This is a genomic window from Prosthecobacter sp. (assembly GCF_044373815.1).
GTDB lineage: Bacteria > Verrucomicrobiota > Verrucomicrobiia > Verrucomicrobiales > Verrucomicrobiaceae > Prosthecobacter.
The window spans coordinates 1-14,477 of the sequence record NZ_JBIPNG010000126.1 but is presented as its reverse complement, the minus strand read 5'-3'; the positions used below and the strand labels follow the sequence as shown (position 1 = coordinate 14,477).

16 protein-coding genes are annotated in these 14,477 nt (G+C 60.4%); all 16 read right to left on the bottom strand.

Translation table 11 applies throughout. The features are described from left to right. The coding region (locus tag ACIREA_RS12460; RefSeq protein ID WP_397382598.1) for a sensor histidine kinase at positions 1 to 692 on the bottom strand (692 nt) is incomplete at its 3' end. Then, the gene (locus tag ACIREA_RS12455) at positions 676 to 1,215 is read right to left on the bottom strand and encodes a response regulator (RefSeq protein ID WP_397382597.1); all 540 of its coding nucleotides are present in this window, start codon (positions 1,213 to 1,215) and stop codon (positions 676 to 678) included. The genes ACIREA_RS12455 and ACIREA_RS12460, both read right to left, overlap by 17 nt. Further along, positions 1,216 to 3,225, bottom strand: a complete 2,010-nt coding sequence (locus ACIREA_RS12450; RefSeq protein ID WP_397382599.1) for a PAS domain S-box protein — start codon at positions 3,223 to 3,225, stop codon at positions 1,216 to 1,218. A gap of 143 nt (positions 3,226 to 3,368) precedes the next feature. Continuing rightward, on the bottom strand, positions 3,369 to 3,833 hold the full coding sequence (locus ACIREA_RS12445) for a response regulator (protein WP_397382596.1): 465 nt from the start codon (positions 3,831 to 3,833) through the stop codon (positions 3,369 to 3,371). Then, positions 3,830 to 5,011, bottom strand: a complete 1,182-nt coding sequence (locus tag ACIREA_RS12440; protein WP_397382595.1) for an ATP-binding protein — start codon at positions 5,009 to 5,011, stop codon at positions 3,830 to 3,832. Before ACIREA_RS12440 ends, ACIREA_RS12445 begins: the two co-directional genes overlap by 4 nt. Before the next feature lie 80 nt (positions 5,012 to 5,091). Next, the gene (locus tag ACIREA_RS12435; RefSeq protein WP_397382594.1) at positions 5,092 to 5,694 is read right to left on the bottom strand and encodes a chemotaxis protein CheB; all 603 of its coding nucleotides are present in this window, start codon (positions 5,692 to 5,694) and stop codon (positions 5,092 to 5,094) included. A 19-nt stretch (positions 5,695 to 5,713) separates the two neighbouring features. Then, the gene (locus tag ACIREA_RS12430) at positions 5,714 to 5,926 is read right to left on the bottom strand and encodes a DUF2934 domain-containing protein (protein ID WP_397382593.1); all 213 of its coding nucleotides are present in this window, start codon (positions 5,924 to 5,926) and stop codon (positions 5,714 to 5,716) included. A gap of 60 nt (positions 5,927 to 5,986) precedes the next feature. Further along, positions 5,987 to 6,664 carry a response regulator gene (locus tag ACIREA_RS12425; RefSeq protein WP_397382592.1) on the bottom strand — a complete coding sequence of 226 codons (678 nt, stop codon included), beginning with the start codon at positions 6,662 to 6,664 and terminating at the stop codon, positions 5,987 to 5,989. Positions 6,665 to 6,670: 6 nt separating this feature from the next. Then, positions 6,671 to 7,867, bottom strand: a complete 1,197-nt coding sequence (locus ACIREA_RS12420) for an ATP-binding protein (protein ID WP_397382591.1) — start codon at positions 7,865 to 7,867, stop codon at positions 6,671 to 6,673. Then, on the bottom strand, positions 7,864 to 8,241 hold the full coding sequence (locus ACIREA_RS12415) for a circadian clock KaiB family protein (RefSeq protein WP_397382590.1): 378 nt from the start codon (positions 8,239 to 8,241) through the stop codon (positions 7,864 to 7,866). Before ACIREA_RS12415 ends, ACIREA_RS12420 begins: the two co-directional genes overlap by 4 nt. After that, entirely contained in the window at positions 8,238 to 10,013 is a 1,776-nt protein-coding gene (gene kaiC, locus ACIREA_RS12410) for a circadian clock protein KaiC (protein WP_397382589.1), read from the bottom strand. The genes ACIREA_RS12415 and kaiC overlap by 4 nt, the downstream gene beginning before the upstream one ends. After that, positions 10,010 to 10,429: a response regulator transcription factor gene (locus ACIREA_RS12405; protein ID WP_397382588.1), complete on the bottom strand. Its 420-nt coding sequence runs from the start codon at positions 10,427 to 10,429 to the stop codon at positions 10,010 to 10,012. Before ACIREA_RS12405 ends, kaiC begins: the two co-directional genes overlap by 4 nt. Then, the gene (locus ACIREA_RS12400) at positions 10,426 to 10,842 is read right to left on the bottom strand and encodes a response regulator transcription factor (protein ID WP_397382587.1); all 417 of its coding nucleotides are present in this window, start codon (positions 10,840 to 10,842) and stop codon (positions 10,426 to 10,428) included. The genes ACIREA_RS12405 and ACIREA_RS12400 overlap by 4 nt, the downstream gene beginning before the upstream one ends. After that, positions 10,814 to 12,559 (bottom strand): PAS domain S-box protein, encoded by a 1,746-nt coding sequence (locus ACIREA_RS12395; protein ID WP_397382586.1) that lies wholly within the window; start codon positions 12,557 to 12,559, stop codon positions 10,814 to 10,816. The genes ACIREA_RS12400 and ACIREA_RS12395 overlap by 29 nt, the downstream gene beginning before the upstream one ends. Then, positions 12,556 to 13,737 carry a sensor histidine kinase gene (locus tag ACIREA_RS12390; protein WP_397382585.1) on the bottom strand — a complete coding sequence of 394 codons (1,182 nt, stop codon included), beginning with the start codon at positions 13,735 to 13,737 and terminating at the stop codon, positions 12,556 to 12,558. The genes ACIREA_RS12395 and ACIREA_RS12390 overlap by 4 nt, the downstream gene beginning before the upstream one ends. Next, the gene (locus ACIREA_RS12385) at positions 13,727 to 14,449 is read right to left on the bottom strand and encodes a histidine kinase (RefSeq protein ID WP_397382584.1); all 723 of its coding nucleotides are present in this window, start codon (positions 14,447 to 14,449) and stop codon (positions 13,727 to 13,729) included. The genes ACIREA_RS12390 and ACIREA_RS12385 overlap by 11 nt, the downstream gene beginning before the upstream one ends. Positions 14,450 to 14,477: the final 28 nt, after the last annotated feature.

Sequence of the window (14,477 nt, the reverse complement as noted above, 5' to 3'; positions counted from 1 at the left end):
CGCACCAGCATCTGCTCCAGATCTCGGAGCACGACATTGAGGTCTATGACAACGGGCTGGACGGTTTGTTTGCGGCCGAAGACGAGGAGCTGCAGCGTCAGGCCGGCGGCGCGTTCTGAGGCGCGGCGGATTTCCGCGACATAATTGCGCAGGGGATCTGCGGTGGACAGCTTGATCAAGAGCATGTCGCTGTAGCCCATGATGACGCCGAGGATGTTGTTGAAGTCATGGGCGACTCCGGCGGCGAGCTGGCCGATGACCTCCATTTTTTGCGCCTCGATGAACTGGGCCTCCAGCCGCCGGCGTTCGGCGCGCTCCGCGACTTCCTGCATGGCGCGGCGCACCGCTGGGACGAGGCGAAGCAGCCGGGTCTTCAGGACATAATCAGTGGCGCCGCTTTTGAGGGACTCGATGGCAAATTCCTCGCCCACGGTGCCGGACACAAGGATGACGGGAAGATCCGGCCATTGGGCACGGACGAAGGCGATGGCGGACAATCCATCGAAGGCTGGCAGCGAGTAGTCCGAAAGAACGAGGTCAAAGCAGCCGCGATCCAGCTGCGTTCCGAAGTCGGCACGATTATGCACGCAGGTGGTCTTACAGACGATGCCACCAGCTTCCAGAGTGAAGTGGATGAGCGCGGCATCGTCGGGATTGTCTTCAAGATGCAGGATTCTAAGTGGTGTGTTCATTTTTGACCTCTTTCTTTCCGAGGTAAATGACCTCGCTGGTTTGCGCTGGTGCTTCTTCTTTGGCTGGAGGAAGCGGTGGGTGGTTGATCGCCGCCCAAAAAATGCCGAGCTGGCTGACGGCTTTCATGAAGTCCGAGAAATCCACCGGCTTCACCACGTAGGCGTTCACGCCATGCTTGTAACACTCGTTGAGGTCCGGTGTTTCACGTGAGGAGGTGAGCATCACGACGGGAATGTTTTTCAGTTGCTCATCCGCCTTGATGACCTTGAGCACCTCCAGTCCATCGACCTTGGGCATTTTCAGATCCAGCAGCATGAGGATGGGATTGCCGCCTGACCGGTCGGTGAATTTTCCCCGGTGGTACAAGTAATCCAGCGCCTGTGCGCCGTCGTGAACGACGAAAACTTGATTGGCCAGATTCTGCTCCTCCAGAGCCGCGAGTGTCAGCTCCACATCCCGCTGATCGTCTTCGACGAGGAGGATGTTTTTAATGTGGGTGACTTCCATGTTTGGCGTGTTCATTCAGGTCTCCGTGTGTTGTTTGGGAATTGAAAAGCTAAAGGTGGCGCCACCATCCACGATGCCGTCCGCCCAGACGCGGCCGCCGTGCCGGTGGATGATGCGCTGGACGTTGGCGAGGCCGATGCCCGTGCCTTCAAATTCATCGCGGCTGTGGAGTCGCTGAAACACGCCGAAGAGCTTGCCGGCGTAGAGGGGATCAAAACCCGCGCCGTTGTCGCGAATGAAGACGATCGTGTCTCCAGTGGGGCTGGAAGAGCTGCCGATTTCGATTTTGGCACCGGCACGGGTGCTGGTGAACTTCACGGCGTTGGACATTAAATTGACCAGCACCTGCCGCATCAAGGCATGGTCTGCATGCACCGAAGGCAGCGGGTGGATGTCCCAGATGATGTTTCGCTCCCTGGTGGCAGATTGAAAATCACCCATCACATCCCTTACCAGTGCATCGAGACTCACCTCTGCTTTTTGCAGTTCTGATTTGCCGATGCGTGAGAAGGTCAGCAGGTCATCGATCAAATCTCCCATGCGCCGGGCTGAGAGGGAAATGGTGGAGAGATAGCGCAGGCTTTTCTCAGAGAGGGCGGCTCCGGCTTCCCGCTGCAGGAGTTCCACAAAACCGGAGACGTGACGCAGTGGAGCACGCAGATCATGAGAGACGGAGTAGCTGAAGGCTTCAAGCTCCTCATTGGCGGTTTTGAGCTGGGCGGTGCGCTCAAGGACGCGCTGCTCCAGGGCTGTGTTGAGAATGTGGATTTCTTTTTCCGCGCGCTTCCACTCCTCTTCGGCCAGTTTGCGCTCGGTGATGACAAAGCGGATGGCGAGGTAGGTTTCAGGCCTTTCATCCGGGCCCAGCAGCGGAACGATGACGGTATCCACCCAGTAGACTGTGCCATCCTTCGCGTGATTTTTGATCTCGCCGCGCCAGATTTTTCCGCGGCTGATGGTGCCCCACATGTCCTTCCAGAACTCTTTGGGGTGGGTGCCGGAACTCACGACATCGCGGTGATCTCGGCCAATGAGCTCCTCGCGGCTGTATTTGGAGATGCTGCAAAACGGATCGTTCACGTAGGTGATGCGGCCCTGTGGATCTGTCTCTTCGACGATCGCAAACGAGTTCAGGGCCTGAGTCCAGGCTTTCAGTTTCACATTGGCCTGCTGCAGTGCTGCCTCGGCGTGTTTGCGTGCGGTGTTGTCGATGCCGATGAGTGCATAGCCGATGATGTTTTCGCCATCGTCGCGCAAGGCGCTGATGGAAAGCACCGCAGGGAAACGGCTGCCGTCTTTGCAGACCTTGGTCACTTCGTAAGTGTCCTCGATCCCTCGAGCAGCCCTGAAGACCAGCGCTTCAAACCCCGGCGCGACCGGCACGCCGTATTCGCGGCTCAAGGCAGCGGCGCGGGCGATGAGTTCCTGAGGATCCTGCAGGCTGACGGGGGTGGTCTTGTTCACCACTTCGGCGGCAGACCAGCCGAGCATCCTCTCAGCCACGCCATTGAAGATTTGAATGAGGCCTTTCTCGTCTGTGGCGATGATCCAGAAGCGGGCGCTGTGGAAAATGGCGTCCTGCAGGGGCTCCACTTTGGCGAGGGCGCTTCTGGCCTGGAGGCTGTCCCGGCTGAAAAGGTCTGCCCGACGGCGTGCGCGGTGCAGCGCTTCATTCAGCACGGAGATGAGGACGCCGGCCAGCACGACAAAAAATTGCTGCCAGCGCTCGAAGGGTGAATCAACCGCGAAGGAGTGGAGCGGCGGCAGCAGGTAGTAACACGAAGCAAGATAGGAGGCCACTGTGGCGACCAATCCGGCGCGCAATCCGCCCACATAGGCGCTCAGCATGATGGGCATGGTGAAGATCACCAAGGCCGGATTTCCGCCCAACGCTTCATCAAAGGCAAGCCGCAAAGCGAGGGCGATGGCCGTAACGACGAGAGCAAATACATAAGCCTGCCAAGGCTTTAACTCCCGCCAGCTGACATGCCGCGAATTTAACGCGCGAGCGTCAAGGTTTACGATGTGACGTGAATCCTCGGCGGCGGGTGGAAGATTCGTAAGTATTCATGGTGGTGGCCTGTGCGGAGAGAGACTGTGGTCATTGTGCGATGATAGATAGAACAATCGTAGAAATATGCGCCGGGTGCCAGTGATGCACGCCCGGCTCATGTGCCGCCTGCTCTTAAGGAGGGCGGCGGTTCATTGAGCTTTCCCCAGAAGGCGCCGATCTGGCGGACGGAGGTCATGAAGCCCTGGTAATCGACGGCTTTGACGACATAACCGTTCACGCCGTGGCGGTAGCATTCGGCGAGGTCGGAGGTTTCGCGAGAGGAGGACAGAACGACGACGGGGATGGCCTTCAGCAGCTCGTCGGACTTGATGGTCTTGAGGACTTCGAGGCCGTCGACCTTGGGCATCTTGAGATCCAGCAGCACCAGGACGGGATAGCCACGGGAGCGGTGCTCAAACTCACCCCGGTAGTACAAGTAGTCGAGGGCCTCGGCACCATCATGCACCACGAAAACGCGGTCGGCGAGATGGTGCTGCTCCAGTGCGGCGAGCATGAGCTGCACATCCTGGGGATCGTCCTCCACCAGCAGAATGCTCTTGAGGGGTTCGGGGGAGGTCATTCTTTTGAGCGAGTTTTTGTGGGGAGGGAAAAGTAAAAGGTCGCGCCGCTGTCCACCACGCCGTCCGCCCAGACGCGGCCGCCATGGCGGAGAATGATGCGCTGGACATTGGCGAGGCCGATGCCGGTGCCTTCAAACTTGTCCTGGCTGTGCAGGCGCTGAAACACGCCGAAGAGTTTGGCGGCGTAGCGCGGATCAAATCCTGCGCCGTTGTCGCGGACGAAGATGACGGTTTCATCTTCGCCGACATTGGAGCCGCCGATTTCGATGCGGGTTTCCGCGCATTCACTGGTGAACTTCACGGCATTGGAAATGAGATTGACCATGACCTGGCGGAGCAGGGCGCAGTTTCCCCAGACGACGGGGAGGGGATGGATGATCCAGTTGATGTTTCGCCTGATGGTTTCTTTGTGAAAATCCCCCAAGGTCTCGCGCACGAGGTCATCGAGACTGCATTCCACCTTTTCCATGCCCGCCTGTCCGATGCGCGAGAAGGCGAGGAGGTCATCAATCAAAGCGCCCATGCGCTTGGCTGCCTGCGTGACCGTGCTGAGGTGGCGGAGACTGCTCTCGGAGAGGGTGGGGCCGGCGTCCTGCTGCAGCAGCTCGACAAAACCCATGATGTGCCGGAGCGGCGCGCGGAGGTCATGGGAGACGGAGTAGCTGAAGGCTTCGAGCTCGCGGTTGGCGGCCTGGAGCTGTGCGGTGCGTTCCGTGACGCGCTGCTCCAGCTCGGCATTGAGGCGGCGGATTTCATCCTCCGCTTGTTTGCGCTGGGTGATGTCGCGGACATTGCACTGGATGACCTTGTGGTCGCCGGCCTGATAGACATTGCTGACGAACTCCACGGCGATGTGGCGGCCATCGCGCGTTTCCAGGGGCAGGTTTTCATAGCGGGCGTAGCCGTATTCCTGCAGCCGCGTGAGCATGGCCTGATTGGACTCGATGTCTTTGAAGGGGCTGAGTTCGCCGACGGTTTTTCCGCCCATCTCCGCGTGGGTAAAGCCGAGCAGTTCGGTCAGGAAGGGGTTCACATCGGTGATGCGTCCTGTGTTCTCTTCCAGGATGAGAATGCCATCACGAGCGGCTTCAAACAGCCGCCTGTAACTGAGCTCTGAGGCGCGCAATGCGGGATCAGGCTCTGGGGGCCGTGTGGCTGCTTCATTAGGAGAATTCATGGAGGAGGCAAGGTGCCTGCTCCGGGGGCAGGAACCATGGGGTGTACTACCCGTTCACATCTGCGTGATCGCGCATAGTCTCACGCCTTGCCAGGCGTGATCAACTCGATGAGCATGGGGGCGATCTCGGTCAGCGGCAGGATGAAGTCGACATCGCCGGTGGCGATGGAAGTCTGAGGCATGCTGAAATCCTGCGAGGTGGGGCGGTCTTGGGCGATGACTCTGCCGCCACGGTCTTTGATGATCTGCACGCCGAATGAGCCGTCGCCATCGCCACCGGTGAGGACCACGGCAACGGCGTGGGATTGATAAACTTCAGCGACGGAGGCGAAGAGGGGCTCTGCGGAGGGGCGGGCGAAATGGACTTTTTCCGCCTCGTCTGAAGACAGTGCGATGCGGCCGCCTTGGACGACGGACATGTGATGATTGGGCGGGGCGACGAAGACGCTGGAGTGGCAGAGGATATCGCCGGTTTGGGCCTGACGTACTTCCAACTGTGAGCGGCTGCTCAGGATCTCGGCGAGCAGGCTTTTGTGCACGGGAGAAAGGTGCATGACGATGGCGATGGCCGCTGGGAAGTCTGCGGGGAGTCCGCCGAGAATGACCGAGAGTGCATTCAGGCCACCGGCGGAGGCGGCCATGGCAATGACGCTCTGGGCGGGTGTGCAGGGAGGGGTAGTCATGAGTCTCGGGGGAGGGGATTCATCTGCCGCTGCTCAGTGACTCAGCGGTGAGTTCTGCCTCGGCCTGGAGCCAGTCCTGCACATCGCGACCTTTGGCTTCGCCGTGGTTTTCAAATAGGATAAATGCGCGGCGTGCGACCGCTTCGGCGGTTGGGACAACGTCGTCCTGCGACGACTGTGCGTGACTGGCGGCCGGGTGGAGATGCGCGGTGTGTGCGGGGCTGAGTGTCATGGCATGCACATCATCCTACGCGGCCCCCGGTTTAACCATGGGGTCTACACCCCAAGGGGATCAGATGATCGTCACCTGGACGCTGTTTTCGATGATGCCCATGGAGATGGCGTAGCGGGTGAGGCCGGCGGTGTCATGGATGTTGAGCTTGTCCATGAGGCTCTGGCGGTGTTTTTCGACGGTCTTGACGCTGATGTGAAGCTCATCCGCCGTTTCCTTGTTGGCCTTGCCTTCGGCGATGAGCTGAAGGACTTCCATCTCACGTGCGCTGAGGGTGGGGACGGCCTTTCCTGGGAGCTCTCCCTGATCGCGGTCCTTTTGCTTTTGATGATTGCGGCGTTTGGCGATGATGGGGCTGAAGTAGGTCTTGCCATGATGGACGGCGCGAATGGCCTCAGGCAGCACATGCGCGGCGGTTTGCTTGATGAGATAACCGGAGGCGCCGATGGCCATGACCATGGCGACGTAGGCATCATCGCTGTGCGCGGAGAGAATGAGAACCTTGGTGCCGGGGAAGGCCTGGAGGATCTGGCGGGTGGCCTCCATGCCATTGAGCAGGGGCATGGCGATGTCCATGACGACGACGTCGGGGCGCACTTTGTTGACGAGTTCCACGGCCTGGCGGCCGTTCTCGGCTTCGCCGATGACTTTGATGTCAGGTTCCAGATTGAGCATGGCACGCAGGCCTTCACGGACGATCTGGTGGTCTTCGGCGAGCAGGACGTTGATGGAGTTCATATGAGTTCAGTTTACAGCGGGATTGCCTGGCGAGAGGAGAATTCTCACCTCGATTTCTGTGCCGGTGCGGCGCACGGATTTGACGGTGAGGGTGCCGCCCACGTAGGCGGCGCGCTCGTGCATGCCTAGCAGGCCGAGGCGGCTGGTGCCTTTGCGTCTGGCAGGCTGGCGTTCCGTGTTGAAGCCGACGCCGTCGTCTTTGATCAGCAGTTGCACCGTATTTCCAAGACGTGCCAGATGGACGCTGACCTGCTGAGCACGGGCGTGTTTGTGCACATTTTTCAGCGCCTCTTGCAGAATCCGATACAAGGCCAGTTCGGTGTCCGGGGGCAGGCGTGTGGACAATGCCACGCCGGTGAGCGTGACGCGGACGCCGGTGCGTGCGGTGAACTCGGTGCCTGTGGCACGCAGCACGGCATCCAGCCCGAGGAGCTCCAAGACTCCGGGGCGAAGATTGCGCGTGATGCATTCCAATTCTTCGGCGGTGTGGCCGAGCAGATCGCGGAGTTTGAGTGCTTCCTGCTGCGCCGGGCTGTCATGCGTGGAAAGTTGGTCCGCCAGAGTCTGGCTGCGGACGAGGATGGCGCAGAGGAGCTGGGTGATGTTGTCGTGAAGTTCCAGCGCGACCTGGCCGCGCTCCGCCTCCTGCACCTGCACCACGCGCTGAGTTAAAGCGCGCAGCATTTCCTCGGTGCGGCGTGACTCGGTGAGGTCTGTGACGACCATGCCGATGATTTTGTTTTTACCACCATCTTTGGCCAGCGGGCGGATGGAGATTTGCACGGGTAGTTTGGAGCCGTCACACGCATGCAGCAGGAGCTGGATCTTGATGCCGGTTTGCGCGGCTTTTTTCAAGTGTGTGCGGAGTGTGTCCCCGTCGGCAGCAGATAAAAAGCGGCAGAAGGAGCCGCCCGTTACCCGCTCCAGCGGACAGTTGACCATGCGGGCGAAGCACTGGTTGGCGTAGAGAATCGTCTTCTCCGTCGTCAGCGTCAGCGCGCCCTCATTCATGGCTTCAATCAGTATACGGTAGGCGTGCTCGGCTCCTGCTAGCGTAAACACCTGCTTCCCCTTTTTTCCGGCTCCCATGAGTGCATCCACTTCGCCATCGCGGATGGCACGCAGTGTTTCCTCCGCCTCGTCCAGACGCTGGCGTATTGCGGCGAGTTCTTTGGTGAGGTTTTTCGTGCGGGCAGATTTCATAGGGAGACTTTAACCTTGGTGCTTAAGTTCAATTCGACGAACAGACCGGTGATGTTGGTCAGATTGCCGATGAAACGGCGCGCAGGCTGCGGCAGCTCGACGATGAGCGTGGGCGTGGCGACGATCTGGTGGGTGCGGGCTAGCGCGGGCTGCTGATAAATATCAATCACTTCGAGGGTGCAGTTGTCCTCCAGCACCGTTGCGCACAGTTCACGGACGCGCATGACGGCCTGGTGCGAGCGTGCGCTGGCTCCTGCCACGAACAGCCGCAGGACGTACTGGCCCGCAGACTGCAGAGCCGGGGACTTTTTTTTGGCGGCAAGCTTGGTGCGGCTGATTTTTTTGGCTTTCACTGTTTTGGATGCGGGCTTCATCCGTTTTTCCTCCCGGGTTTGGGTTTGCTCTGCGGAATGGTCACCACCTTGGCGTCTGCCTGACGCAGGATGCCCAGGGCGTTGCGCTCAGTGGTGAGCATGAGGGTGCGTGTGCCGACCTGCTCGGCAATGCGCCGCAGTTCCAGGGCTTCGCCTTCGTAATCGGAACGGAGATCGCTGATCTGGCGGTTGAGGGCTTTGCGCTTGCGCTCCACTTCGCGCTTGAGCTGCGCGGCTTCCTGCTGGCCGGCGAGGACGGCGGCTTTTTCGAGCGCGTTCTGGGCGGCACGGGCGGAGCCGGTGAGCACGCCGCTGGCGCCGATGTAGGCGTCCACGACATCGATGCCACGGTCTGATATGAGGAACTCGCGGATCTGGTTGGAGTGCTTCATGCCGCGCGCCTTGAGCACGTAGAGGACGCGATTGCGCTCGCCGTTGCCTTCATAGTCCTGCAGCAGGACCCAGGCGTCCATGAGCGAGGACATGGCGGCCTCGCTTTGAGCGAGCGCATGTCCGCCCTGGGTGAGGCTGGTGAAGAGGGATGTGATCTGCCCTGCCTTCAGATAATCGATCAGGCGCGTGACCATGGCCTTGCCCTCGGAGTCGGAGCCGGAGTCCAGGAGGCTGGTGATGGGATCAATGATGACGACGTGAGGTTTGAAAGCGGCGATCTCCTTGAACATGGTGGCGAGATGCATTTCCAGCCCGTAGAGCGAGGGCCGCGCGGAATGAAACTGCAGCAGGCCTTTCTGCACGAGGGGTTCAAGACGCAGGCCGATGGAGTGCATGTTGCGCATGATCTGGTCAGGCGATTCTTCGAATGAGAAGTAGAGCACGCGCTCGCCGCGCCGGGCGGCGGCCTGGGCAAAGTTGCAGGAGATGATGGTCTTGCCGGTGCCAGGAGTGCCGGTGATGAGGATGCTGCTGCCGCGAAAAAATCCCTTTCCGCCGAGCATCGCATCGAGGCGCGGAATGCCGGTGGCGATGCGTTCGATCGAGGCCTTGTGGTTCAACGAGAGAGAGGTGATGGGCAGCACGCCGATGCCGTCGTCGCCGATGAGAAAGGGGAACTCATTGGTGCCGTGCATGGCGCCGCGATATTTCACGACGCGCAGATGGCGTGTGGCGATCTGATCATTGACGCGGTGATCCAGCACGATGACGCAGTCTGACACATACTCCTCAAGGCCGTGGCGTGTGAGCTGCTCGCGTCCGCGCTCGGCGGTGATGACGGCGGTGACGCCCTTGTCCTTGAGCCAGCGGAAGAGGCGGCGGAGCTCGCTGCGCAGGGTGGCCTCGTTGGGCAGGCTGGCGAAGAGGACCTCCAGGGTGTCGAGCACGACGCGTTTGGCACCGATGGAATCAATGGCGTGGCCGAGGCGGACAAAGATGCCCTCCAGATCATACTCGCCGCTCTCCTGACATTCGCTGCGCTCGATGTGGACGTAATCGACCACGATTTTGCCACGGCGGACGAGGCCCTCCAGATCAAAGCCGAGGGAGGCGACATTGGCCTTGAGTTCTTTTTCCGTTTCCTCAAAGGCCATGAGCACGCCGGGCTCGCCGAACTGTGCGGCACCGCGTACGAGGAATTCGGCGGCCAGCAGGGTCTTGCCGCAGCCTGCGCCGCCGCAGACGAGTGTGGGCCTGCCGCGTGGCAGGCCGCCGCCGGTGATTTCATCGAGGCCCTGAATGCCGGTGGGGCATTTGGGCAGCAGGGAACCTGCTTTGGCAGGTCTGAGGCCGTTGCGTTTGAGGCTGACTTTTTTCATGGGGCTTGCACGACGGCGTGGCGGATGGGCTTGAAGTAATCGTGGCCCCGATAGACTTCGCGGATGGCTGTGCCGAGCACATGGGAGTCGCTTTGCTTGACGAGATATCCCGAGGCACCGAGCTCTCTGGCCTGCTGGATGTAGGCCTCTTCATCGTAGGAACTGAGCACGAGGATTTTGGTGGAAGAGGGGGTGCATTCGCGAATGCGTGAGATGGCATCGAGCCCATTGAGCAGGGGCATGGCGAGATCCATGACGACGACATCCGGTGCGAGCTTGTTGGCGAAGGCGACGGCTTGATGACCATTGGCGGCTTCACCGACCACCTGAATGTCAGTCTCAAGGGCGAGCAGTGCGCGAAGGCCTTCACGGACAATGGTGTGATCATCTGCGAGAAGAACGGTGATGGGGGTCATGAGAGGGCAGCGTGGGTGGGTTTGCTGGGGCAAAAGAATGCGGTCCCATGATGGGCACCGCGAATCGCCGCAGGCAGGAAGAGGATGTCGGTTTGTTTGACGAGGTAACCGGATGCGCCGAAGGCCATGGCCTGCGCGATATAAACGTCGTCACAGTGGGAGGAAAAGACCAGAACCTTGGTTTTGACGGTGGACTGCATGATCAGCCGGGTGGCTTCGATGCCATTGATGAGGGGCATGGAGACATCCATGATGACGACGTCAGGGCAAAGCTGGCTGGTGAGAGAAACGGCCTGGCGGCCGTTCTCGGCCTCGCCGATGACCTTGAGGTCGGTCTCAGAGAGGAGCAGATCACGCAAGCCTTCGCGGATGATGCGGTGGTCTTCAGCCAGCAGGATGGTGATGGGGAGCATGGAGGGGGAAGGGATTTTTCATGAGGTCATTCGAATCTGCGGGGATCTCCACCAGGACGGTGGTGTGCTGCCCGGGAACGGAGGCGACGCAGAAGGTGCCGCCGATGATCTCGACGCGCTCACGCATGCCGAGGAGGCCCAGACGGTTGGAGCCTTTGTCCAGGGATGCACCGTCTTCGGCAAAGCCCTGGCCGTTGTCTGTGATGACCATGCTATGGATGCCGTCGTGCTTCTGAATGCTGATGTCCACGCGTGTGGCTCTGGCATGGCGGACCACATTGGTGAGGGCCTCCTGCGCAACGCGGTAGAGGACGGTGCGGCCGGAACTGCCCAGCTCTTCCACACCCGCATCTGTTTTCAGATTGACCTCAAGGCCGGTCTGCTGGGTGAAGTCTTTCAAATAGGACTCGAGTGCGGGGATCAGGCCCAGGTCATCCAGCATGGCCGGACGGAGATCACGGGCAAAGCGGTGTACGGTGTCCACCGATTTTTCGACGAGCTGCTGTGTCTGCGCGATTTTCTCACGGAGCTCCTGAGTGCTGGAGCAGTTTTCCTTTTGCAGGAGTGACAGGCGCAAATTGATGCCGGTGAGGGTCTGGGCGATGACGTCATGAAGCTCACGGCTGATGCGCTTGCGCTCGTCTTCCTGAGCCTGCAATGCCTGACGGGAAAGCTGCCGCAGCTGCTGCTGCATCTGCCGTGAATTTTCAAGGAGCTCATCGGACGTGGCCTGGCTGGTGCGGAGGGCGTCCTCCACGGTTTTGCGATGAAGGATTTCGAGCTCCAGCTTTTGATTGGATGCGGCGAGCACCTCGGCACGGTGGTGCACCTCCTCGGCGTGCTTGCGTGCGGTGATGTCCTCCTGGATGCTGACAAAGTGGATGATGTCTCCCTTGGCGTCCTTGACGGGAGCGATGGTTTGGTCGGAAACATAGTGGTGTCCGTTTTTGTGACGGTTGGTGATCTGGCCGCTCCAGACATTGCCGGCGAGAACGGTCTGCCAGAGGTCCTGATAGAAGGCCTGGCCATGGGTGTCTGAGCGAACCAGGCTGGCCTTCCGACCGAGGGCTTCAGCGGCTTGATAACCGGTGAGTGCGGTGAAGGCTGGATTGATGTATTGAATGATACCGCCTTGATTGGTGATGAAGATGGCGTTTCCCGCAGACTGCATGGCTGTGTTTGCGAGGCGCAAGGCGGCGAGGGTCTGCTTGCGCTCGCTGATGTCGTAAAAGCAGTTGATGACGCCGGTGATTTTATCGCTGGCGTTTTTTTGCGGCCGGATGTTCATGATCACGGTGACCTGGGTGCCGTCGGGCCGCTCGATGAGCACCTCCGCATCGCAAACTGCGGGAAGCAGGCCATGCAGAACATCGGCGATGGGGGATTGATCGAAGGGCAGGCAAGTGCCGTCAGAGCGGAGCAGCCGGAAAGAAGCGAAGAATTTTTGATCGGTGTCCCCCAGTGCGGGTTTGCGGCCCCAAAGCTCTGCGGCGCAGTGGTTGTATTCCTGAATCACTCCTGCGGCATCGCAGCAATAGACGGCCATGGGCCCCAGCTCAAACAAGGTGCGGTAGCGTGCCTCGCTGGCGCGCAGGGCCTCGTCGGCCAGAGCAATGACCTGATGAATCTGAGGCGGCGCCGAATTATGAAGGCAGGACTTGCGCAGGCCATTTGCCACAGCGGAGGCATCAGTGGGACAATCAGGTGTTGTATTCATGGGCATTCGAGGGAGGTGGTGTCGCAGGATGGCTGCTGCGGCGGGCAAGTGGCGTCTTCGGTGGCGGATGGAATCTCGACGCGGATGGTGGTGCCATGGCCAGGGGTGGACTCGACGCAGAAGGTGCCGCCGATCATCTCGACGCGCTCGCGCATGCCGAGGAGGCCGAGGCGGTTGTTCTTCTTGGCGCTGCCTTTTCCCTCCACGGCAAAGCCGCAGCCGTTGTCGGTGATTTCCATGCAGATGCCGCCGTGGGGATTCTGGATGGTCAGGACCGCCTTGCTGGCCTGGGCATGGCGTGCCACATTGGTGAGGGCCTCCTGGGCGATGCGGTAGAGGACGGTGCGTGTGGTGCCGTCTGCCTGCTCAATGCCGGCGAAGGACTGCAGGGTGACGCGGATGCCGGTGTCCTGCATGTAGCCTGTCATGAAGGACTGCAGCGCGGGGATGAGGCCGAGATCATCGAGGACGGAGGGACGGAGCTCGCGCGCGAAGCGGTGGACGATGTCGACGGATTTTTCCACGAGCTCCTGCGTGCTGGCGATCTTGCCCTGCAGCGTCTTGTTGCTGACGGTGGAATCTGTCTTCAAAGCTGCGAGGCGGACATTGATGCCCGTGAGCGTCTGGGCAATGACGTCATGAAGCTCGCGGCTGATTTTTTTGCGCTCCTCCTCCTGCGCGGAAAGAAGCTGGCGTGAGAGCTGGCGGAGCTCCTCCTGCAATTCACGGGATTTTTTGAGCAGATCGCTGGAGGTCTGCTGGCTGATGCGGAGAGACTCCTCCATGGCCCTGCGCTGGGCGACTTCCTGCTTGAGCTCCTCCACGGAGGAGGCCAGCTCATGGGTGCGCAGGCTGAGGGTCTGCACCATTTGATTGAGGTGGATGTTTGCCTCGCGCGCGCCGCGGTGAGTTTCCTCAAGCGGTGTGATGGCTTCAGCAAAAAACAGACCTGCGCGTCCCATCAAGCCATCGCTGGTGCTGGAGGAGTAAACGGGCAGCACGAGGGAGACGAGGGCGACCTCATGCATGCGCGCGAGATCCAGAGTCTCCAGCCCAAGGGAGATGGCCTGGTGTCCGAGCTCATGAGCGGGGGCCATGCTGGCCGAGGGGCCTTCCTTCAGGAAGTGCTGCAAAGCTGCGTGGTAGAGCCGCGAAAGATCCGTGCGCTTATTTTTCATGGGGAATGCCGAACTCGTGGGCGAACTGGTTGATGGTTTTCACGGCGGCCTCCACCAGCCGCTGCGTGGTGGCGATTTCCTGGGTGATGCCTTCATGCCTGACGACCATCTGCTTTTTCAAGGAGAGCAGCCGCATGTGAATGCCGAGCAGGGACTGGCCGATGTCGTCATGGAGCTGCAGGCTCATCTTTTTGCGCTCCACCTCGTCTGCGGACATGATCTTGCGCGTCATGTCCTTGAGCTGCTGCTCAAGCTGGCGTGATTCGAGAAGCAGCTGGCTGGAGATGCGCTCGCTGTCCTCCAGCGCTGCCTCGGCGGTCATGCGTTCGGTGATGCCCTGCTGGAGGTCACGATTGGAATCGGCCAGATCCAGCGTGCGCTGACCCAGGCGCTCCTGAAGCTGCTGCAAGTCGGCACCGGATTCGCGCGCGAAGCGGTGAGTCTTTTCGATGGGGACGAGAGCTTCGGTGAAAAACACCTCCGCACGCAGCGTCATCTCCGCGCGCGTGATGGGGGAGCAGTCCGGCAGAATAAGCGCCGCCAGAGCCTGATGGTGCACTTTGGCGAGATCCAGCGTCTCAAGACCGACGTGCACCGCCTCTGTGCCCAGTGCATGGGCGGGCAGGAGGCTCGCCTGGCGGCCTTGCTCCAAATGGGTGCGCAGAGCCGCCAAATAGTGGGCGGACAGCTGGCTCAACAGGGATACACTCATGCTTGTACTGGAAGGACAGCACCCAGGG